The following is a 19,492-nucleotide window of genomic DNA, read 5'->3' on the forward strand; positions in this document are numbered from 1 at the left end:
GCCGCAGTTGACGGGTCCGGCAATCCATGGTGAACACCGCGACGACATTTCCTGAGCCGCCCGGGCATTGTCCGGCGGCTCGCGCATGCTTTTAAGTGAAAAACACCCGATGGCAACCGAACGATACAATCCGCGCGCGTCAGAGCCCAAATGGCAGAAGGCCTGGGACGCCAAGAAGCTGTTCGAAGCCGACAATGACGACCCGCGCCCGAAATACTACGTGCTGGAGATGTTCCCGTATCCGTCGGGGCGCATCCATATCGGCCATACCCGCAACTATACGATGGGCGACGTGGTGGCGCGCTACAAGCGGGCCAAGGGTTTCAACGTGCTGCACCCGATGGGCTGGGACGCCTTTGGCATGCCAGCCGAAAACGCGGCGATGCAGAACAAGGTCCATCCCAAGGACTGGACCTATCAGAACATTGCCGCCATGCGCGAGCAGCTCAAGGTCATGGGCCTGTCGCTCGATTGGGCGCGCGAGTTCGCCACCTGCGATGTCGACTACTATCACCGCCAGCAGATGCTGTTCCTCGATTTCGTCGAGAAGGGGCTGGTGACGCGCAAATCCTCCAAGGTCAACTGGGATCCGGAGGACATGACGGTGCTTGCCAACGAGCAGGTCATCGACGGACGCGGCTGGCGCTCAGGCGCGCTGGTGGAACAGCGCGAGCTGACGCAGTGGTTCTTCAAGATCACCGATTACGCGCAGGATCTGCTGGATTCGCTCGATCAGCTCGACGACTGGCCGGAAAAAGTAAAGCTGATGCAGGCGAACTGGATCGGCCGTTCGGAAGGGCTGCTGATCCGCTGGCCGCTGGCCAAGACAGTCGGCGGCGAGCATGAGCTCGAAGTCTATACGACCAGGCCCGACACCATCTTCGGCGCGTCCTTCATGGCGATTGCGGCCGACCATCCGCTGGCCAAAAAGGCCGCCGAGGACAATCCGGCGGTGGCAAAGTTCATCGACGAAGTCCGCCATATGGGCACTTCGGTGGCGGCATTGGAGACGGCCGAGAAGAAGGGTTTCGATACCGGCATTCGCGTCGTCCATCCGTTCGACGAGAGGTGGACGCTACCCGTCTACGTCGCCAATTTCGTGCTGATGGACTATGGCACCGGCGCCATCTTCGGCTGCCCGGCACATGACCAGCGCGACCTCGACTTCGCCAACAGATACGGCCTTCCGGTCATCCCGGTGGTGATGCCGGAAGGCGAGAATCAAGGAAGCTTCCAGGTCATCGACGAGGCTTATGTCGATGATGGCGCGATGATCAATTCGCGCTTCCTCGACGGCATGAAGCCGGATCAGGCATTCGACGAGGTGGCAAAGCTGCTGGAACAAAGGACCATCGGCAACCGGCCGATGGCAGAGCGCAAGGTGAATTTCCGCCTGCGCGACTGGGGCATTTCGCGCCAGCGCTATTGGGGCTGCCCGATCCCGATGATCCATTGCGAGGATTGCGGCGTGGTGCCGGTGCCGAAGGCCGACCTGCCGGTCAAGCTGCCGGACGACATCGAGTTCGACCGGCCGGGCAATCCGCTCGATCGCCATCCGACATGGCGGCACGTCAAATGCCCGCGTTGCGGCAAGGATGCGCGGCGCGAAACCGACACGATGGACACATTTGTCGATTCTTCGTGGTATTTCGCGCGCTTCACGGCGCCGTGGGCAAACAATCCGACCGACCCCGAGGCCGCGACTGAATGGCTGCCGGTCGACCAGTATATTGGCGGTATTGAGCATGCGATCCTGCATTTGCTCTATTCGCGCTTTTTCACCCGCGCCATGCGCGAGACCGGCCATGTCGATCTCGCCGAGCCGTTCAGGGGCCTGTTCACGCAAGGCATGGTGGTGCACGAGACCTATCGGGTTGGCGGCGCCTCGAACGGCCGCTGGCTTGCGCCAAGCGAGGTCAGGCTGGAAGACGCCGACGGCAAGCGCCGCGCCTTCGAAATCGCCACCGGCGAAGAGGCGGTGATCGGTCCGCTCGAAAAAATGTCGAAGTCGAAGAAGAATACGGTGAATCCGGAAGAGATCACCGACGGCTACGGCGCCGATACGGCGCGCTGGTTCATGCTGTCGGACTCGCCGCCCGAGCGCGATGTCGAATGGACCGACGAGGGTGCGGCCGGCGCGCATCGCTTCATCCAGCGCATCTGGCGCCTGGTGTCGACGGCTGCCGAATCGCTCGCCGGAGTCCGGCCAGAGGCGGCGAAGGACGGCGAGGCCGGGACAGTGTCCAAGGCCGCGCACAAGATCCTGAAGTCGGTCGGCGAGGATATCGAAAAGCTCGCCTTCAACCGCGCCATCGCCCGCGTCTACGAGCTCGCCAATGCCTTGACCGTGCCGCTCAACGAGGCGGCAGAGGGCAAAGCCGGTCCGGCGCTGCAAGCGGCCTGCCGTGAGGCCGTCGAGATCCTGGTGCACCTGATCGCGCCGGTCATGCCGCATCTGGCCGAGGAGTGCTGGCAGACGCTCGGCGGCACCGACCTTGTCGCCGAACGGCCCTGGCCGGACTACGATGCCTCGCTTGTCGTCGACGCCGAGATCGTGCTGCCGGTCCAGGTCAACGGCAAGAAGCGCGGCGATTTGACAATTGCCCGCGACGCGGACCAAGGTGCGGTCGAAAAAGCGGTTCTGGCTCTCGACTTCGTGCAGAAAGCGCTCGAAGGTAAGGCGCCGCGCAAGGTGATCATTGTGCCGCAGAGGATCGTCAATGTCGTTGCCTGAGCCGCGAAAGACAGAGCTGACGCTGCGCCGTGTCGTGCTTTGCGGGCTGCTCGCCTCGGTGGCGCTGGTTTCCGCCTGCACGGTGCGGCCGCTCTATTCGAGCGCGCCGCTGATCGCCGGCTCGCAGGTCGGCGCCGCTGCCGAGCTGGCATCGATCTCGGTCAAGCCGGTCAAGACCCGCTACGCCCAGCAGGTCCGCAACAATTTGATCTTCGCGCTCGGCCAGGGCGCCGGCGAGCCGGCTTCGCCGGTCTATTCGCTTGATCTCGGCGTCTCCGAACTCGTCGAATCGGCGGCAATCGAGCAGGTCACGACCGACGAGGACGAGCCGACCGCCGGCACTGTAACGCTGACCGCCAACTATGTGCTCAGCGATGCCAAGACGGGCACGGTCATAGCGAGGGGCAAGCGCTCGATTCCGTCGTCATACGACAGGCCGCGCCAGGAATTCGCGTCATACCGGGCCCAGATCGACGCCGAGAACCGTGCGGCGCGCGAGCTGGCAGATGTGCTGCGGCTGTCGATCGCCCAGGATCTGATCAAGCACGGCAAGCCGGCGGCAAGCTAGGTCTTTCCGGAGTGCGCAATCTGCAAAAAAAGGCCGATTGCTCGGCTTTTTTTTGTTCGTAGGATAGTCGCTTCAGCCGATCTTCTGCCCGGTCTTTGCCCAGTCGGCGAGGAACAGTTCCAGGCCCTTGTCGGTCAGCGGGTGTTTGACCAGTGCCTTGAGCGTCGCCGGCGGCGCGGTGATGACATCGGCACCGATCAGCGCCGCCTGCTTGACATGGTTCACGGTGCGCACAGAAGCGGTCAGGATCTCGGTCTGGAAGTCATAATTGTCGTAGATGGTGCGGATATCGGCAATCAGCTCCATGCCGTCCCAGCCGCTGTCGTCGATGCGGCCGACGAAGGGCGAGATGAAGGAGGCGCCGGCCTTGGCGGCGAGCAGCGCCTGGGTGGCCGAGAAGCACAGCGTGACGTTGACCATGCGGCCGTCCGACCGGATGTCCTTGCAGGCTCGCAGGCCGTCGAGCGTCAGCGGCACCTTGATGCAGACATTGTCGGCGATCCTGGCCAGGATCTTGGCCTCCGCCATCATGTCCTTGTATTCGGTGGCGACGACTTCGGCCGAGACCGGGCCCTTGACGATCTCGCAGATCTCTCTTGTGACGTCGGCGATCTTGCCGCCGGATTTCAGGATCAGCGACGGATTGGTGGTTACGCCGTCGAGCAGCCCCAAATCGTTCAGCTCGCGGATTTCCTTGACATCGGCGGTGTCGACAAAAAATTTCATGGCGGTCTCCTGAAGATTTTTCATGTGCACGTCATGCACATTCGGGGTCGGACTTTGATCTAGACCAAAGTCGGGGCAAGGTCACGCCTCATGATCGAAGATTCGCCCTTTGTCGCGGCCGCACCGGTGCTGGTGCCGATGCCCGCCGAGCGCCCCTACACCTATGCCGTGCCGGCTGGCATGCGCGTGGTGCCGGGCTCGATCGTGCGCGTTCCGCTTGGGCCCCGCCAGGTCGCCGGCATCGTCTGGGACGGCGCCGTCGAAAAGGTCGACGCGAAGAAATTGCGGCCGATCGAGCAGGTTTTCGACTGCCCGCCGATCGACCGCGCGATGCGGCGTTTTGTCGATTGGGTGGCGCAGTACACGCTGTCGCCGCCCGGCATGGTGGCGCGCATGCTGCTCAGGGCGCCGGAGGCGTTCGACCCGGAGCCGTGGATCGAAGGGCTGCAGCGCACCTTCGCCAAGCCCGACCGGATGACGGAGGCGAGGACGCGCGTGCTGGAGACGGCCGAAGGCGGACTTGCCTGGACGCGATCCGGCCTGGCGCATGCGGCAGGCGTGTCGTCGACGGTGGTGGACGGGCTGAGGGCGCAGGGCGTATTCGAGACGGTGATGATACCCCCGCGGCCGGTGGTCGCAGCACCCGATCCCGGCTACACCGTGCCTTCACTGATGCCTGACCAGAGCGATGCCGCCGAGATGCTGCGCGCCAATGTCGCGACCGGCACATTCGGCGTCACCCTGCTCGATGGTGTAACCGGATCCGGCAAGACGGAGGTCTATTTCGAGGCGGTTGCGGCCGCGCTCGATCGCGGCAAGCAGGTGCTGATCCTGCTGCCGGAAATTGCGCTGACCCATGCCTTCCTCGAACGCTTCCAGGAGCGGTTCGGTGCCAAGCCGGCGGAATGGCACTCGGACCTGCCGCCAAGGATGCGCGAAAAGGTCTGGCGGCAGGTAGCGGAAGGCGGCGTGCGGGTCGTCGCCGGCGCGCGCTCGGCGCTGTTCCTGCCGTTCAGGGAGCTTGGATTGATCGTCGTCGACGAAGAGCACGACCCCGCCTACAAGCAGGAGGATCGCGTCTTTTACAATGCGCGCGACATGGCCGTGGTGCGCGGCCATATCGGCGGCTTTCCGGTCGTGCTCGCCTCGGCGACACCGTCGGTCGAAAGCCGGGTCAATGCCAGCCGGGGCCGCTACAGCAGGGCGGTGCTTTCGGCGCGCTTTGCCGAGGCGGCACTTCCCGATCTCAAGACGATCGACATGCGCCGCGCGCCGCCGGCACGCGGCGGTTTCCTGTCGCCGGTGTTGCTTGGACAAATGCGGCAGACACTGGCAAAACAGGAACAGTCGCTGCTGTTCCTCAACCGGCGCGGTTATGCGCCGCTGACGCTCTGCCGCGTCTGCGGCCACCGCTTTGGCTGTCCGGTCTGCTCGGCCTGGCTGGTCGAGCACCGCTTTCGCGGCCAGCTCGTCTGCCACCACTGCGGGCACAATGAACGCCGGCCCGAAGCCTGTCCGGAATGCGGCACGCTCGATCATCTGGTCGCCTGCGGGCCAGGCGTCGAGCGCATCGCCGAGGAGGTCGTCGCGCATTTCCCCGATGCCCGCACCATCGTACTGTCGTCCGACCTGATGGGCGGCGTGCGCCGGCTGCGGCTCGAGCTTGAAGCCATCGCCAATGGCGAGGCCGACATCGTCATCGGCACGCAACTCGTCGCCAAGGGCCATAATTTTCCCAACATGACGCTGGTCGGTGTGGTCGATGTCGATCTCGGCCTTGCCAATGGCGACCCGCGCGCCGCCGAGCGCACCTTCCAACTGCTCAGCCAGGTGACCGGCCGCGCCGGCCGCACCGGCAAGAAGAGCCTTGGCCTGCTGCAGACTTTCCAGCCCGACCATCCCGTAATGCGGGCGATCGTCTCCGGCGATGCCGAGGCCTTCTACGAACGTGAGATCGCCGAACGCGAGCGGGCGGGGCTGCCGCCCTTCGGTCGGCTGGCCGGCGTCATCGTCAGCGCCGCGACCCGGGCGGAAGCCGAAGGGCACGCCCGCGGCCTGCGCCGCGCCGCGCCGCAGGCCAGCGACCTGTTCGTGCTCGGCCCGGCCGAGGCGCCGCTATCATTGATCGGCGGGCGCCATCGCTTTCGCCTGCTGATCCAGGGCGAACGGCGCGCCGACATGCAAGGATTCATCCGCACCATGCTGGCTGAGGGACCGAAGATACGGGGTTCGGTACGCGTCCAGGTCGACATCGACCCGCAGAGCTTTTTGTGAAGGGGCTCAGAGGATAGGCTTCCGTAAATTGCCGATGCCCATCTGGCGTATGTCTCTTGCTTCGTTAGAATGCCCGAAATTTTGAATATCCATTTACGAGGGGACAACATGGAATTTGCGTTTCCGTGGCCGATGAGCCAGGGCGAGTGGCTGGCATGGTCGAGTGCCGTGGTGACCTTGCTGTTCGGCCTGCTGCTGTTCCTGGCGCCAGGGTTGGCCTTCCGGATCCTGCGGCTGCAGGTCAGACCGGAGAAGGCAGCGGCGATCGCCGAGGGGCGCGGCCGGATGTCGGGCTTCTATCTCGGCCTCAGCCTGTGCTGCATCCTCCTGGCGCAGCCGCTGCTCTATATGGCGCTCGGCTTCTCCTGGCTGTTCACCGCCTTCGGCCGGCTGCTGTCGATGATGTCGGACGGCGCCAACACGCCGTTCAACTGGGCATCCATCGTCGTCGAGCTGGTGCTGGCGGCGCTGCCTCTGGCCTTCGCCTTCGGCTTTTTGCCCTGAATCAGGGATCAATCCGGGGTTGGTTGCTGAACTCGCCCGGCGGATGCGACAATAGTGCCTGAAAACCATGCCGGACGACGCATTGCGGTCTGAAAATGCCTGTGCTAGACGGCAATCGACTTTCGATCGGGGATAGCGGAAGCCGCGCCTCCGTGCTTGGAAAAATGCAGTAAGGTCAAAGATTTAGCCAGAGTTTTTGCTCGCGCCAACAATCTGCGGCCTGTCAGACAAGAGAAAAGACGGTCCGTGGCCCAATCGTCATCGCCAATCTCAGGTGTCGCAGAACGCTATGCGGGTTCGCTGTTCGAACTCGCGCTGCAGACCAATTCGGTCGCCAGCGTCGAGGCCGACCTCAACAGTTTCGAAGCGATGCTCGAAGGCAGCGCTGACCTTTCGCGGCTGATCAGGAGCCCTGTCTTCTCCAGCGAGGACCAGGCCAAGGCGATCGCCGCGATCGCCGACAAAGCGGGGATCGCCGGCCTCACCGGCAATTTCCTGCGCGTCGTTGCCCAGAATCGCCGGCTGTTTGCCGTGCCCGGTATGATCAAGGCGTTCCGCCAGATCGCCGCCGAACACCGCGGCGAGACCGCCGCCGAGGTCACCTCGGCGCATGCGCTGACGCCTGCCCAGGAAACCGAGCTGAAAGCAGCGCTGAAAAGCGTCGCCGGCAAGGATGTGGCGATCACGGTCACCGTCGATCCGTCGCTGCTCGGCGGACTGGTGGTCAAGATCGGCTCGCGCCAGATCGATACGTCGCTCAAAACCAAACTCAATTCGCTCAAGCTTGCACTGAAAGAGGTCGGCTGATGGACATCCGCGCCGCGGAAATTTCCGCAATTCTGAAAGACCAGATCAAGAATTTCGGCAAGGAGGCCGAGGTCTCCGAAGTCGGCCAGGTGCTGTCCGTCGGTGACGGTATCGCCCGCGTCTACGGCCTCGACAATGTCCAGGCCGGCGAGATGGTCGAGTTCCCCGGCGGCATCCGCGGCATGGCGCTCAACCTCGAAGCCGACAATGTCGGCGTCGTCATCTTCGGCGCCGACCGCGACATCAAGGAAGGCGACACCGTCAAGCGCACCGGCGCCATCGTCGATGCGCCCGTCGGCATGGGCCTGCTCGGCCGCGTCGTCGACGCGCTCGGCAACCCGATCGACGGCAAAGGCCCGATCCAGGCCACCGAACGCAAGCGCGTCGACGTCAAGGCGCCCGGCATCATCCCGCGCAAATCGGTGAACGAGCCGATGTCGACCGGCCTCAAGGCCATCGACGCGCTGATCCCGGTCGGCCGCGGCCAGCGCGAGCTGGTCATCGGCGACCGCCAGACCGGCAAGACCGCGATCATCCTCGACACCATGCTCAACCAGAAATCGGTGCACGACAACGGCCCTGAGAAGGAAAAGCTGTACTGCGTCTATGTCGCCGTCGGCCAGAAGCGCTCGACGGTGGCGCAGTTCGTCAAGGTCCTGGAAGAGCGCGGCGCGCTCGACTATTCGATCATCATCGCCGCGACCGCCTCCGATCCGGCGCCGATGCAGTTCCTGGCGCCGTTCACCGCCTGCACCATGGGCGAATATTTCCGTGACAACGGCATGCACGCGCTGATCAGCTACGACGACCTGTCGAAGCAGGCCGTCGCCTATCGCCAGATGTCGCTGCTGCTGCGCCGTCCTCCGGGCCGCGAGGCCTATCCCGGCGACGTCTTCTACCTGCACTCGCGCCTGCTCGAGCGCGCCGCCAAGCTCAACGACGAAAACGGCGGCGGGTCGCTGACGGCGCTGCCGATCATCGAAACGCAGGCCAACGACGTTTCGGCCTATATCCCGACCAACGTCATCTCGATCACCGACGGCCAGATCTTCCTGGAAACCAATCTGTTCTTCCAGGGCGTCCGTCCGGCGGTCAATGTCGGCCTGTCGGTGTCGCGCGTCGGCTCCTCGGCGCAGATCAAGGCGATGAAGCAGGTTGCCGGGTCGATCAAGGGCGAGCTCGCGCAGTACCGCGAAATGGCTGCTTTCGCGCAGTTCGGCTCCGACCTCGATGCCGCCACGCAACGCCTGCTCAACCGCGGCTCGCGCCTGACCGAGCTGTTGAAGCAGCCGCAATTCTCGCCTCTCAAAGTCGAGGAGCAGGTCGCGGTGATCTTCGCCGGCGTCAACGGCTATCTCGACAAGCTGACGATCAACCAGGTCGGCAAGTTCGAGCATGGTCTGTTGTCGCATATGCGCTCGGCCGGCAAGGACGTGCTCGACGGCATCCGCAAGGAGAAGGCGTTGTCCGACGATCTGCGCGCCAGGCTGAAGGCAGAAATCGACGCCTTCGCCAAGACCTTTGCTTGAGCAGGACGGACGGGATCAGGTTTGAAGCATGCCTTCGTTAAAAGACCTTCGTAACCGTATCGCCTCGGTCAAGGCGACGCAGAAGATCACCAAGGCGATGCAGATGGTCGCCGCGGCGAAGCTGCGTCGCGCGCAGGAAGCGGCGGAAGCGGCGCGTCCCTATTCGGAGCGCATGGGCGCGGTGCTGGCCAATATCACCCAGGCGATCGGCGGCGGCGGCGATGCCCCGGCGCTGATGACCGGCACCGGCAAGGACGACGTGCATCTGCTTGTCGTCTGCACGGCCGAACGCGGTCTGTGCGGCGGTTTCAATTCGCAGATCGCCCGCTTTGCCCGCGACCACATCCGCAAGCTTCTGGCCGACGGCAAGCAGGTCAAGATCATCTGCGTCGGCAAGAAGGGGTTCGACATATTGCGCCGCGACTACGGGGCGCTGATCATCGAGCGTGTCGACCTGCGCGAGGTCAAGACGCTGGGCTTCGTCAATGCCGATGCCATCGCCAAGAAGGTGATCCACCTGTTCAACGAAGGCGGCTTCGACATCTGCACGCTGTTCTATTCGCAGTTCAAGTCGGTGATCAGCCAGATCCCGACGGCGCAGCAAATTGTCCCGGCGGGCGCGCCTGCGGCTGGCGCGGAAGTGAAGGACGGCGGCAGCGCCGTCTACGAATACGAGCCGGAGCCGGGCGAGATCCTCTCCGATCTCATCCCGCGCAACATTTCCGTGCAGGTTTTTCGCGCGTTGCTCGAGAATGCTGCCGGCGAGATGGGCGCCAAGATGAGCGCCATGGACAATGCGACGCGCAACGCCGGCGACATGATCAACAAATTGTCGATCACCTACAATCGCCAGCGGCAGGCGCAGATCACCAAGGAATTGATCGAAATCATTTCGGGCGCCGAGGCGCTCTAGGCACGCCCACAAGGAGGTCATCGACCTCAAGCGTGTGAGAAACAAAGAGACGAAAAGGGTAAAGACGATGGCGAAAGCAGCGACCCCCAAGACGGCAGCCTCTAAGGCCGCGGCACCAGCGAAGGCTCCGGCAGCAGCAAAGGCCGCTCCGGCCAAGAAGGCGGCAGCAACCAAGGCCGCCGCTGTGAATACGCCGGCCGCCACCATCAAGAAAACCGGCCTGGCAGGCAAGGTTCGCCAGGTCATCGGCGCCGTTGTCGACGTCCAGTTCGGCGAACATCTGCCGGCGATCCTGAACGCGCTTGAGACGATCAATGTCGGCAATCGCCTGGTGCTAGAGGTGGCCCAGCATCTGGGCGAAAACACCGTGCGCTGCATCGCCATGGACTCGACCGAAGGTCTGGTCCGCGGCCAGGACGTCTATGACACCGGTGCACCGATTACCGTGCCGGTCGGCCCGGGCATGCTCGGCCGCATCATCAACGTCATCGGCGAGCCGGTCGACGAGGCAGGCCCGGTCGACGGCATCGAGATGCGCTCGATCCACCAGCCGGCGCCGACCTATGTCGAGCAGTCGACGGAAGCGCAGATCCTGGTCACCGGCATCAAGGTGCTCGACCTGCTGGCCCCCTATGCCCGCGGCGGCAAGATCGGCCTGTTCGGCGGCGCCGGCGTCGGCAAAACGGTGCTGATCCAGGAACTGATCAACAACGTCGCCAAGGCGCATGGCGGCTTCTCGGTGTTCGCCGGCGTCGGCGAGCGCACCCGCGAAGGCAACGATCTCTATCACGAGTTCATCGAGTCCGGCGTCAACAAGAAGGGCGGCGGCGAAGGCTCCAAGGCCGCGCTCGTCTATGGCCAGATGAACGAGCCGCCGGGCGCCCGTGCCCGCGTCGGCCTGACCGGGCTGACGGTCGCCGAATATTTCCGCGACCAGGGCCAGGACGTGCTGTTCTTCGTAGACAACATCTTCCGTTTCACGCAGGCGGGCTCGGAAGTGTCGGCGCTGCTCGGCCGCATTCCTTCGGCCGTGGGCTACCAGCCGACGCTGGCTACCGACATGGGCGCGCTGCAGGAGCGTATCACCACGACGACCAAGGGTTCGATCACCTCGGTGCAGGCGATCTATGTGCCGGCCGACGACCTGACCGACCCGGCACCGGCGACCTCGTTCGCCCACCTCGACGCGACGACCGTGCTCAACCGCGCGATTTCGGAAAAGGGCATCTATCCGGCCGTCGATCCGCTCGATTCGACCTCGCGCATGCTCGACCCGATGGTTGTCGGCGAAGAGCATTACCAGGTCGCCCGCCAGGTGCAGTCGATCCTTCAGCGTTACAAGTCGCTGCAGGACATTATCGCCATCCTTGGCATGGACGAGCTGTCGGAAGAGGATAAGCAGACCGTGGCCCGCGCCCGCAAGATCGAGCGCTTCCTGTCGCAGCCCTTCTTCGTCGCCGAAGTGTTCACCGGCGCACCGGGCAAGCTGGTCGACCTCGCCGACACCATCAAGGGCTTCAAGGGCCTTTGCAACGGCGATTACGACCATCTGCCGGAGGCCGCCTTCTACATGGTCGGCGGCATCGAGGAAGCGGTCGAGAAGGCACAGCGCCTGGCCGCCGAAGCGGCCTGATGGTGAATGGTCAATAGTGAATTGTGAATGGGGAGTAGCGGACAGGAAATCGGGGCTGAGTGAAGGTCATTCTTTCTGACCGTTCACCATTCACCATTCACCAGTCGCTAAACTGATCATGCCTGAAGCTTTCAAATTCGAACTGGTCTCGCCGGAGCGCCTCTTGGTTTCCGAGCAGGTCGAATCCGTCATCATTCCGGGCGCCGAAGGCGAAATGACTGTCATGGCGCATCACGCGCCGGTCATGACCACAATCAAGCCGGGCGTCGTTACGCTGAAGACCGCGCAAGGCAAGGAAGAGCGCTATGTGGTGTTCGGCGGCTTTGCCGACATCGTTCCGGCCGGCTGCACGCTGCTCGCCGAATCGGCTGTGGCCGTCGGCGACATCGACCGCGCCGACCTTGCCCGCCGCATCCAGGAGGCCAGGGAAGACGCCGCCGACGCCAAGGACGATCAGACCCGCAGCAAGGCCGAGCAGTTCCTCAACCAGCTCACCACGCTCGAAGGTGCGCTGTTGCCGGCTTAACAGGCGCCCCTTGCCTTCTCCCACAAGACAAGGGGAGAAGGGGGCTGGTCACACCGCCAGTGCCTCTACTGCGCGCATCACGCCGCGCAGTTCGGCGAGGCCCTTCAGGCGGCCGATGCAGGAATAGCCGGGGTTCACCTTCTTGCCGATGTCGTCGACGATGGCGTGGCCATGGTCGGGACGCATCGGCACCTGCCAGTCCGCCCTGCCTGCCGCCTTGCGCCGCCGCTCTTCGCCAATCAGCGCCGACACGACCGCCACCATGTCGGTGTCGCCGTCGAGGTGCTCGGCTTCGTGGAAGGAGCCGTCTGGCTCCTTGGTGACGTTGCGCAGATGGGCGAAATGGATGTTTTCGGCGAAGGCCTTGGCCATTGCCGGCAGATCGTTCTGCGCGCCCGCGCCGTACGAGCCGGTGCACAGCGTCAGCCCGTTGGCCGGCGAAGCGACCGCGTCGAGCAGCGCGCGGGCATCATTGGCGTTGGAAACGATGCGCGGCAGGCCGAACAGCGAAAAGGGCGGATCGTCGGGGTGGATCGCCATCCTGACGCCGGCCTCTTCGGCCACCGGCACGATCTCGCGCAGGAAGGCAAACAGGTTTTCGCGCAGGCCTTCGGTGGAGACGTCCTTGTAGAGGTCGAGGGCGCGGCGGAAGCTTGCCCGATCGAAGATGAATTCGCGCGCCGGGACCCAGCCGATCAGGTTGCGCTCCAGCCTTGCCTTGTCGCTGTCGCTCATCCCTTGCAGTCGCACACGCGCGGCCTCGATACGGGCCGGTGGGTGATCGGCCTCCGCCCCTTCTCGCTCAAGGATGAAGACGTCATAGGCGCAGAGCTCGACGACATCGAAGCGCAGCGCCGTGCCGCCATGCGGCATCGGGTAATCGAGGTCCGTCCGCGTCCAGTCGGTGATCGCCATGAAATTATAGCAGACGGTGTTGATACCGGCGGCGGCGACGGCGCGGATCGAGGCCTTGTAATTGTCGATCAGGCTGCGCCAGTCGCCGCTGCGGGTCTTGATGTCCTCGTGCACGACGATGCTCTCGACCACGTCCCAGGTCAGCCCTGCTGCCTCGATCTCGGCCTTGCGCCTGGCGATCTCGTCTGCCGGCCAGGCGCGGCCGTCGTTGAGGTGGTGCAGCGCGCTGACGATGCCGACGGCGCCGGCCTGACGGACATGGGCAAGCGTCACCGGATCGTCCGGCCCGAACCAGCGCCAGGTCTGTCTCATGGCTTCTCACTCCCTATGCCAAGCGCCGCCAAAGCTGCGGCAGTGCCGCCCCGCCGCAGGCGCTCGAGATGGGCTGCCGTCAGATCGATCAGTGTCATGCGGTGGGCATGGTCCTTGGCGAAGCCGGCGAGATCGAATATCGCTGTCACCGTTTCATCAGCCGGCCGGCTGCCGAGCGCCGTAAGCCGAGCGTCGATCGGGTCGGCAAAATGGGCTTCCGGCAAGGTTTTGCCGCGCGCCTCGCAAGCGGCGATCCAGGCCGCCACCACCAGCATGAGATGCGCGGGCGGGTCACCGGCGCCCAGTCGATCGAGGGCCGAGGCGACGATGCGCTGCGGCAGCTTCTGGCTGCCGTCATTGGCGATCTGCGCCGTGCGATGGGCGAGCGCGGTGTTCGAATAGCGTTCGGCGAGCTGGGCCGTGTAGCCGGCCGTATCGAGCCCGGCGTCCTGCGGCAGCGTCGGGATGGCCTCGGCCCATAGTCCGTCGACGAATTGCCGGATCGCCGGATCGGCAAAGGCGCGGTCGACCGTGTCGTAGCCGCTGAGCAGGCCGAGATAGGCGATTGCCGAATGCGAACCGTTGAGCAGCCGCAGCTTCATGTCCTCGAAGGGCCCGACGTCGCCGACCATGGTGACGCCGAACTTTTCCCAGGCCGGCCTGCCTGCCGGGAAATCATCCTCGACCACCCATTGGCAGAACGGCTCGGTCATCACCGGCCAGGCATCCTCGACGCCGAGCTCGACGGCGATACGCGCCCGGTCGGCATCGGTGGTCGCCGGCACGATGCGGTCGACCATGCTCGACGGGAAGGCGACGCCGTCGGCGATGTGTGCGGCGAGCCTGGCATCGCCTGAAGTGGCGAGCCTGGCATCGCCTGAAGTGGCGAGCCTGGCATCGCGCAGTGCGGCGAATTCGACCAGCAGGCGGTGCAGCGTGGCGCCATTGGCCGGAAGGTTGTCGCAGCAGAGCACGGTGAAAGGCTGGATGCCGGCGGCACGGCGGCGCGACAGCGCCTCGGTCAGGAAACCATGCGCCGTCCGTGGCATTTGCGGGTTAGCCAAATCATGGGCGATGTCCGGATGGGTGCTGTCCAGACCGCCGCCGGCTGCTCTCAGATAAGCCTTTTCGGTGATCGTGAGCGTGACGATGCGGGTGCGCTGATCTGTCAGAGCGGCGAGCACCGCAGCCGGATCTTCCGGCGCCACCAGCAGCGACAGGATCGAACCGATGACGCGTAGCTCTTCGCCGATGCTGCTCCTGATCGCCAGCGCGTAGAGGCCATCCTGCGGCGCCAGTGCGTCGCGCGTGTCTGGACTGCGCAAGGACACGCCGACAATGCCCCAGTCCGCCTCGCCCGCCGCCAGGCAGTCGTCGACATAGGCCGCCTGGTGGGCGCGATGGAAGGCACCGACGCCGAGATGGACGATGCCAGGTGCGACGCCGCCGCGGTCGTAGCGCGGGGCCGCGACCGAAGCCGGCAGTGCCTTCAGCGTGCTGTTGGAAAGGCGTCTATTGGTCATTGCGCCACGTGTCTGATCGAGATTGTTGGGTCACTGCTGGCAGGCGGCGTAACACCCGATGCCGTCACGCACAATGGGCAATGGCCGTCGAAAAGTCATCATACAACAACCCAGTTTTTGTATGTTGACATTATTTCTTTTCAACCCTACCGATGTCCGGATTGGGAGGATTTGCGTGGCCGCATTGACGGATCCGGATTTGCTGTTTGCCGCCGACGAGGCGCGCCCGCTTTCGCTGGCCCGCGATCTCTACGCCACGGTCAAGGACCTGCCGATCGTCAGCCCGCACGGCCACACCGATCCGCGCTGGTATGCGCTCAACGAGGCGTTTCCCGATCCGGCGCAGTTGCTGATCGTGCCGGACCACTACATTTTCCGCATGCTGTTCAGCCAGGGCGTTCGGCTTGAGGAGCTTGGTGTGCCGACGCTTGACGGCTCGCCGGTGGAAACCGACGGCAGAACGATCTGGCGGCGCTTCGCCGAGCATTATTACCTGTTCCGGGGTACGCCGACCCGGCTGTGGTTCGACCATGTGCTTGCCCACCTGTTCGGCATCGACGAGCCGTTGACGGCCGCAACCGCCGACCGCCATTACGACATGATCTCGACCTTGCTGCAGTGGGAGAATTTTCGCCCGCGAGCGCTGTTCGAGCGCTTCAACATTGAAGTCATCGCAACGACCGAAGGCGCGCTCGACGATCTCAGATGGCACCAGATGATCCGCGACAGCGGCTGGGAGGGCCGCGTCGTCACCGCCTATCGGCCGGATGCGATCGTCGATCCCGACTTCGAAGGGTTCTCGGCCAATCTCGACCGGCTTGGCGAGATCACCGGCTGCGACACCGGCAATTGGGCCGGCTATCTCGATGCGCATCGCCAGCGGCGCGCCTTCTTCAAGAGCTTTGGCGCGACTTCCTCCGATCACGGCCATCCGACGGCCGAAACCGCCAATCTCTCGGATGCCGCCGCGCAGGAGCTGTTCAACCGCATCCGCCGGGGCTCGGACGACGAGCGCGAGCGAAAGCTGTTCCGCGCCCAGATGCTGACCGAGATGGCCAAGATGAGCCGCGACGACGGGCTGGTCCTGCAGATCCATCCCGGCTCCTGGCGCAATCATTCGCCGGCTATCTTTCGGAAGTTCGGCAGGGACAAAGGCTTCGATATTCCGACGCGAACCGACTATGTGACGGCGCTGAAGCCGCTGCTCGACTGCGTCGGGCTGGAGCGCGACCTCACCATCATCCTCTTCACCCTCGACGAGACCAGCTATGCGCGCGAGCTGGCGCCGCTCGCCGGCGTCTACCCGGCATTGAAGCTCGGGCCGGCCTGGTGGTTCCACGACAGCCCCGAAGGCATGCGCCGGTTCCGTGAGATGACCACCGAAACGGCCGGTTTCTACAACACCGTCGGTTTCAACGACGACACCCGCGCCTTTCCATCCATACCGGCCCGCCATGATGTGGCGCGCCGGGTCGATTGCGCATATCTGGCGCGTCTCGTCGCCGAGCATCGGCTCGGCGAGCACGAGGCGCACGAGCTGGCGCAGGAACTTGCCTATACGCTCGCGAAAAAGGCGTACCGGCTCTAACGGCGCTTGCCGCCATCGTTCAAACGGGAGGAAACCAATGCTGCATTTTTCAAGACTGGCGGGAGCTACGCTAGTTGCCGCCGCACTGCTGGCCGGAACGGCAAGCGCCCAGACGGTCCTGCGCTCGTCCGACACCCACCCGGATGGCTATCCGACGGTCGAGGCGGTCAAATATTTCGGCGAGCTGGTGAAGGAGCGCACGGCCGGCCGCTATGTGATCGAGATCTATCCTTCCGCGCAACTCGGCGAGGAAAAGGACACGATCGAGCAGGTGCGTACCGGCGTGATCGATCTCAACCGCGTCTCGATGGCGCCGTTCAACGGGCTCATCCCGGAGACCACCGTGCCCTCGCTGCCCTACATCTTCCGTTCGGAAGAGCATATGCACAAGGTCATGGACGGGGCGATCGGCGACCAGATCGCGGCGGCGTTCGACCAGGTCGGGCTGGTGCTGCTCGCCTTTTACGACGGCGGCTCGCGCTCCTTCTACAATTCGAAGAAGCCGATCAACACCGTAGCCGACATGGCCGGGATGAAGTTCCGCGTCATCCAGTCCGACATCTTCGTCGACATGGTGGCGGCACTCGGCGCCAACGCGACGCCGATGCCGTATGGCGAGGTGTATTCCGCGATCGAGACCGGGGTGATCGACGGCGCGGAGAACAATTTTCCGAGCTACGACACTGCCAAGCATGCGGAAGTCGCCAAGTACTATTCGCTCGACGAGCACACGATGGTGCCGGAAGCCTTCGTCATGGCGAAGTCGAGCTGGGACAAGCTGACGCCGGAAGACCAGGCGATCTTCAAGGCGGCCGCCAAGGAGAGCGTCGCCAAGCAGCGCGAGCTGTGGACCGCCAAGGTCAAGGAATCGCGCGCCAAGGTCGAGGCGGCCGGTTCGCAGATCACGACGCCGGACAAGCAGCCCTTCATCGACGCGATGGGGCCGGTCTATGAGAAGCACGTCAAGGACGACAAGCTGAAGGCGATGGTCGAAGCCATCAAGGCCGTGCAGTGATCAAGCGGCGGCGCGGACATTCCGCGCCGCCATCCTCCTGGGGAGAAAACCGGTGACTTCCAGCCCAAGACCAACACCGCTCCTGTCCGGCGTCGCGCAAGTGATGTCGCGCGTCAGCACGGCGGCGCTGTCGATCGCCGGCATCGGGCTGGTGCTGATGACCGCCTTCGTCGCCTGGCAGGTGTTCGGCCGCTATGTTCTGAACCGCTCGCCGAGCTGGACCGAGCCGGGCTCGGTGATGCTGATGAGCTGGTTCATTTTCCTCGGCGCTGCCGTCGGCGTGCGCGAGAACTACCATCTTGGCTTCGACGTACTGCTCTACGTGCTGCCGAAAGGCGGCAAGCGCTGGCTGCGGATGATTTCGGATATTGTCGCGCTCGCCTTCGGCATCGGCATGATCTGGTATGGCAGCCAGCTGGTCGCATTGACCTGGGGCTCCGTCTTGCCGTCACTCGGCATATCGGGGGGCTGGGACTACGTCCCGCTTGTCGCGGGAGGCGCGCTCATCGTGCTCTTCACGCTGGAGCGCATCGTGCTTCGCCTCTCCGGCGCGCCGATCGACGATGCCCTCGATGAACTGCCGCCGGCCGAAGTCGCGGCCGAACTCGACACCGCCAACGTGAAGGTCTGACGCCATGGAACTGTGGATTCTCTTCGGCGTCTTCACCCTGCTGATGCTTATCGGCACGCCGATCGCTTTCTGCCTCGGCGTTGCAAGCCTCGCCACCGTCCTCTATATGGGCCTGCCGCCGCTCATCGTGTTCCAGCGCCTGAATTCCGGCATGAGCGTCTTTTCGCTGCTGGCCATTCCGTTTTTCATCTACGCCGGCGACTTGATGGTGCGCGGCGGCATCGCCAGCAAGATCGTTGCCTTCGCCGGCTCGCTCGTCGGCCATTTGCGCGGCGGCCTCGGCCAGGTCAACATTGCAACCGCTACACTGTTCGGCGGCATTTCCGGCTCAGCGGTTGCGGAGGCAGCGGCGGTAGGCGGCCTGATGATCCCGCAGATGAAGGCGCGTGGATATGGAGCGGACTACGCAGTCAACGTCACGTCGATGGCGGCACTGATCGCGCTGCTGCTGCCGCCGTCGCACAACATGATCATCTACTCGATCTCGGCAGGCGGAAAGATCTCCATCGCCGACCTGTTCACGGCCGGCATCATCCCGGGCCTGCTGCTGGCCCTGTCGCTGATGGTCACCGCCTATATCGTCGCGCGCTCCCGCGGCTATCCGACCGAGGCGTTTCCGGGCTTCAGCGCGGTCGCGCATCTTTTCGCCGTCGCCGTGCCCGGCCTGCTGCTGATCGCGATCATCTTCGGCGGCGTGCGATCGGGCGTCTTCACCGCCACCGAGAGTTCCTGTATCGCCGTCATCTATGCGCTGCTCGTGACCGTCTTCGTTTACCGGCAGATGACCTGGGAAGGGTTCGTTCATGCCACCCATGGCGCCGTGCGCACCACGGCCATGGTGCTGCTCATCATCGGCATGGCGGCGGCGTTCTCGTGGCTGATGGCCTTCCTGAAAGTGCCGGCAGCGCTCATCGCCTCCATGAATGCGATCTCGGACGATCCGCTGGTCGTGCTTCTGCTGCTCAACCTCTTGATGCTGTTCCTCGGCACGTTCATGGACATGGGGCCGACGATCATCATTTGCACGCCGATCTTCCTGCCCGTGGCGCAGGCCTACGGTGTCGATCCGGTGCATTTCGGCGTCATCATGATCCTCAATTTTGGCATCGGGCTGAACACGCCGCCGGTGGGCGCAGTGCAGTTCGTGGCGTGTGCCGTGGGCAAGATATCGGTCTGGGAATCGATGCGCTCGATCTGGCCATTCTATGGCGCAGGCCTCGTGGTGCTGGCGCTCGTCACTTACATTCCGGCCATTTCGCTATGGCTGCCGAGCGTCTTCAAATAGGAGGTGCGA

Annotated in this window: 16 protein-coding genes; 13 read left to right on the forward strand and 3 right to left on the reverse strand. The window is 64.2% G+C overall.

Annotated features, from left to right (window positions below; genetic code table 11):
• Positions 1-109 precede the first annotated feature (109 nt).
• Together leuS and NKH16_RS10190 are read left to right on the forward strand one after the other, a co-directional pair.
• A complete protein-coding gene (leuS, locus tag NKH16_RS10185; protein ID WP_352899192.1) occupies positions 110-2,734 on the forward strand; it encodes a leucine--tRNA ligase in 2,625 nt (874 codons plus the stop codon).
• Positions 2,721-3,302, forward strand: a complete 582-nt coding sequence (locus NKH16_RS10190; RefSeq protein WP_352742891.1) for an LPS assembly lipoprotein LptE — start codon at positions 2,721-2,723, stop codon at positions 3,300-3,302. Before leuS ends, NKH16_RS10190 begins: the two co-directional genes overlap by 14 nt.
• A gap of 72 nt (positions 3,303-3,374) precedes the next feature.
• On the opposite strand, the gene fsa is transcribed toward NKH16_RS10190, so the two are convergent.
• Positions 3,375-4,028 (reverse strand): fructose-6-phosphate aldolase, encoded by a 654-nt coding sequence (gene fsa / locus NKH16_RS10195; RefSeq protein ID WP_023678103.1) that lies wholly within the window; start codon positions 4,026-4,028, stop codon positions 3,375-3,377.
• A 90-nt stretch (positions 4,029-4,118) separates the two neighbouring features.
• On the opposite strand from fsa, the gene NKH16_RS10200 reads away from it, so the two are divergent.
• From NKH16_RS10200 to NKH16_RS10230, 7 genes are all read left to right on the forward strand, one after another.
• Positions 4,119-6,302, forward strand: coding sequence for a primosomal protein N' (locus NKH16_RS10200; RefSeq protein ID WP_352742892.1), 2,184 nt, complete (start codon positions 4,119-4,121; stop codon positions 6,300-6,302).
• A 108-nt stretch (positions 6,303-6,410) separates the two neighbouring features.
• Positions 6,411-6,806, forward strand: a complete 396-nt coding sequence (locus NKH16_RS10205) for an AGROH133_08824 family phage infection protein (RefSeq protein WP_023678101.1) — start codon at positions 6,411-6,413, stop codon at positions 6,804-6,806.
• Positions 6,807-7,052: 246 nt separating this feature from the next.
• Positions 7,053-7,613, forward strand: a complete 561-nt coding sequence (locus NKH16_RS10210) for a F0F1 ATP synthase subunit delta (RefSeq protein ID WP_352742894.1) — start codon at positions 7,053-7,055, stop codon at positions 7,611-7,613.
• Entirely contained in the window at positions 7,613-9,142 is a 1,530-nt protein-coding gene (atpA, locus tag NKH16_RS10215; RefSeq protein WP_352471281.1) for a F0F1 ATP synthase subunit alpha, read from the forward strand. The genes NKH16_RS10210 and atpA overlap by 1 nt, the downstream gene beginning before the upstream one ends.
• Before the next feature lie 28 nt (positions 9,143-9,170).
• Complete coding sequence (locus tag NKH16_RS10220; RefSeq protein WP_023678098.1) at positions 9,171-10,055, forward strand: F0F1 ATP synthase subunit gamma; 885 nt, start codon at positions 9,171-9,173, stop codon at positions 10,053-10,055.
• Between the two features lie 67 nt (positions 10,056-10,122).
• Positions 10,123-11,688, forward strand: a complete 1,566-nt coding sequence (gene atpD / locus NKH16_RS10225; RefSeq protein ID WP_352742896.1) for a F0F1 ATP synthase subunit beta — start codon at positions 10,123-10,125, stop codon at positions 11,686-11,688.
• Between the two features lie 118 nt (positions 11,689-11,806).
• Positions 11,807-12,214, forward strand: a complete 408-nt coding sequence (locus NKH16_RS10230; RefSeq protein WP_352742897.1) for a F0F1 ATP synthase subunit epsilon — start codon at positions 11,807-11,809, stop codon at positions 12,212-12,214.
• 48 nt (positions 12,215-12,262) lie between these two features.
• Here NKH16_RS10230 and uxuA read toward each other — a convergent pair whose 3' ends face one another.
• Both uxuA and NKH16_RS10240 read right to left on the reverse strand, forming a co-directional pair.
• On the reverse strand, positions 12,263-13,441 hold the full coding sequence (gene uxuA, locus NKH16_RS10235) for a mannonate dehydratase (RefSeq protein WP_352742899.1): 1,179 nt from the start codon (positions 13,439-13,441) through the stop codon (positions 12,263-12,265).
• A complete protein-coding gene (locus tag NKH16_RS10240; RefSeq protein ID WP_352874464.1) occupies positions 13,438-14,964 on the reverse strand; it encodes a mannitol dehydrogenase family protein in 1,527 nt (508 codons plus the stop codon). The genes uxuA and NKH16_RS10240 overlap by 4 nt, the downstream gene beginning before the upstream one ends.
• A gap of 175 nt (positions 14,965-15,139) precedes the next feature.
• Here NKH16_RS10240 and uxaC point away from each other — a divergent pair, with 175 nt between their 5' ends.
• From uxaC to NKH16_RS10260, 4 genes are all read left to right on the forward strand, one after another.
• Positions 15,140-16,552 carry a glucuronate isomerase gene (uxaC, locus tag NKH16_RS10245; RefSeq protein WP_352742903.1) on the forward strand — a complete coding sequence of 471 codons (1,413 nt, stop codon included), beginning with the start codon at positions 15,140-15,142 and terminating at the stop codon, positions 16,550-16,552.
• Between the two features lie 37 nt (positions 16,553-16,589).
• Entirely contained in the window at positions 16,590-17,567 is a 978-nt protein-coding gene (locus NKH16_RS10250) for a TRAP transporter substrate-binding protein (protein WP_352742905.1), read from the forward strand.
• A 103-nt stretch (positions 17,568-17,670) separates the two neighbouring features.
• Complete coding sequence (locus NKH16_RS10255; RefSeq protein WP_023678090.1) at positions 17,671-18,198, forward strand: TRAP transporter small permease; 528 nt, start codon at positions 17,671-17,673, stop codon at positions 18,196-18,198.
• Between the two features lie 4 nt (positions 18,199-18,202).
• The gene (locus NKH16_RS10260; protein WP_352742907.1) at positions 18,203-19,483 is read left to right on the forward strand and encodes a TRAP transporter large permease; all 1,281 of its coding nucleotides are present in this window, start codon (positions 18,203-18,205) and stop codon (positions 19,481-19,483) included.
• The last annotated feature ends 9 nt before the right edge of the window (positions 19,484-19,492 follow it).

Origin of the sequence: Mesorhizobium sp. M1307, from assembly GCF_040318155.1 — a bacterium.
Classification (GTDB): domain Bacteria; phylum Pseudomonadota; class Alphaproteobacteria; order Rhizobiales; family Rhizobiaceae; genus Mesorhizobium.

Coding starts and splice junctions, on each gene's coding strand:
- leuS (WP_352899192.1), top strand. CDS start 110: ATGGCAACCGAACGATACAATCCGCGCGCGTCAGAGCCCAAATGGCAG.
- NKH16_RS10190 (WP_352742891.1), top strand. CDS start 2,721: ATGTCGTTGCCTGAGCCGCGAAAGACAGAGCTGACGCTGCGCCGTGTC.
- fsa (WP_023678103.1), bottom strand. CDS start 4,028: ATGAAATTTTTTGTCGACACCGCCGATGTCAAGGAAATCCGCGAGCTG.
- NKH16_RS10200 (WP_352742892.1), top strand. CDS start 4,119: ATGATCGAAGATTCGCCCTTTGTCGCGGCCGCACCGGTGCTGGTGCCG.
- NKH16_RS10205 (WP_023678101.1), top strand. CDS start 6,411: ATGGAATTTGCGTTTCCGTGGCCGATGAGCCAGGGCGAGTGGCTGGCA.
- atpA (WP_352471281.1), top strand. CDS start 7,613: ATGGACATCCGCGCCGCGGAAATTTCCGCAATTCTGAAAGACCAGATC.
- NKH16_RS10220 (WP_023678098.1), top strand. CDS start 9,171: ATGCCTTCGTTAAAAGACCTTCGTAACCGTATCGCCTCGGTCAAGGCG.
- atpD (WP_352742896.1), top strand. CDS start 10,123: ATGGCGAAAGCAGCGACCCCCAAGACGGCAGCCTCTAAGGCCGCGGCA.
- NKH16_RS10230 (WP_352742897.1), top strand. CDS start 11,807: ATGCCTGAAGCTTTCAAATTCGAACTGGTCTCGCCGGAGCGCCTCTTG.
- uxuA (WP_352742899.1), bottom strand. CDS start 13,441: ATGAGACAGACCTGGCGCTGGTTCGGGCCGGACGATCCGGTGACGCTT.
- NKH16_RS10240 (WP_352874464.1), bottom strand. CDS start 14,964: ATGACCAATAGACGCCTTTCCAACAGCACGCTGAAGGCACTGCCGGCT.
- NKH16_RS10250 (WP_352742905.1), top strand. CDS start 16,590: ATGCTGCATTTTTCAAGACTGGCGGGAGCTACGCTAGTTGCCGCCGCA.
- NKH16_RS10255 (WP_023678090.1), top strand. CDS start 17,671: ATGTCGCGCGTCAGCACGGCGGCGCTGTCGATCGCCGGCATCGGGCTG.
- NKH16_RS10260 (WP_352742907.1), top strand. CDS start 18,203: ATGGAACTGTGGATTCTCTTCGGCGTCTTCACCCTGCTGATGCTTATC.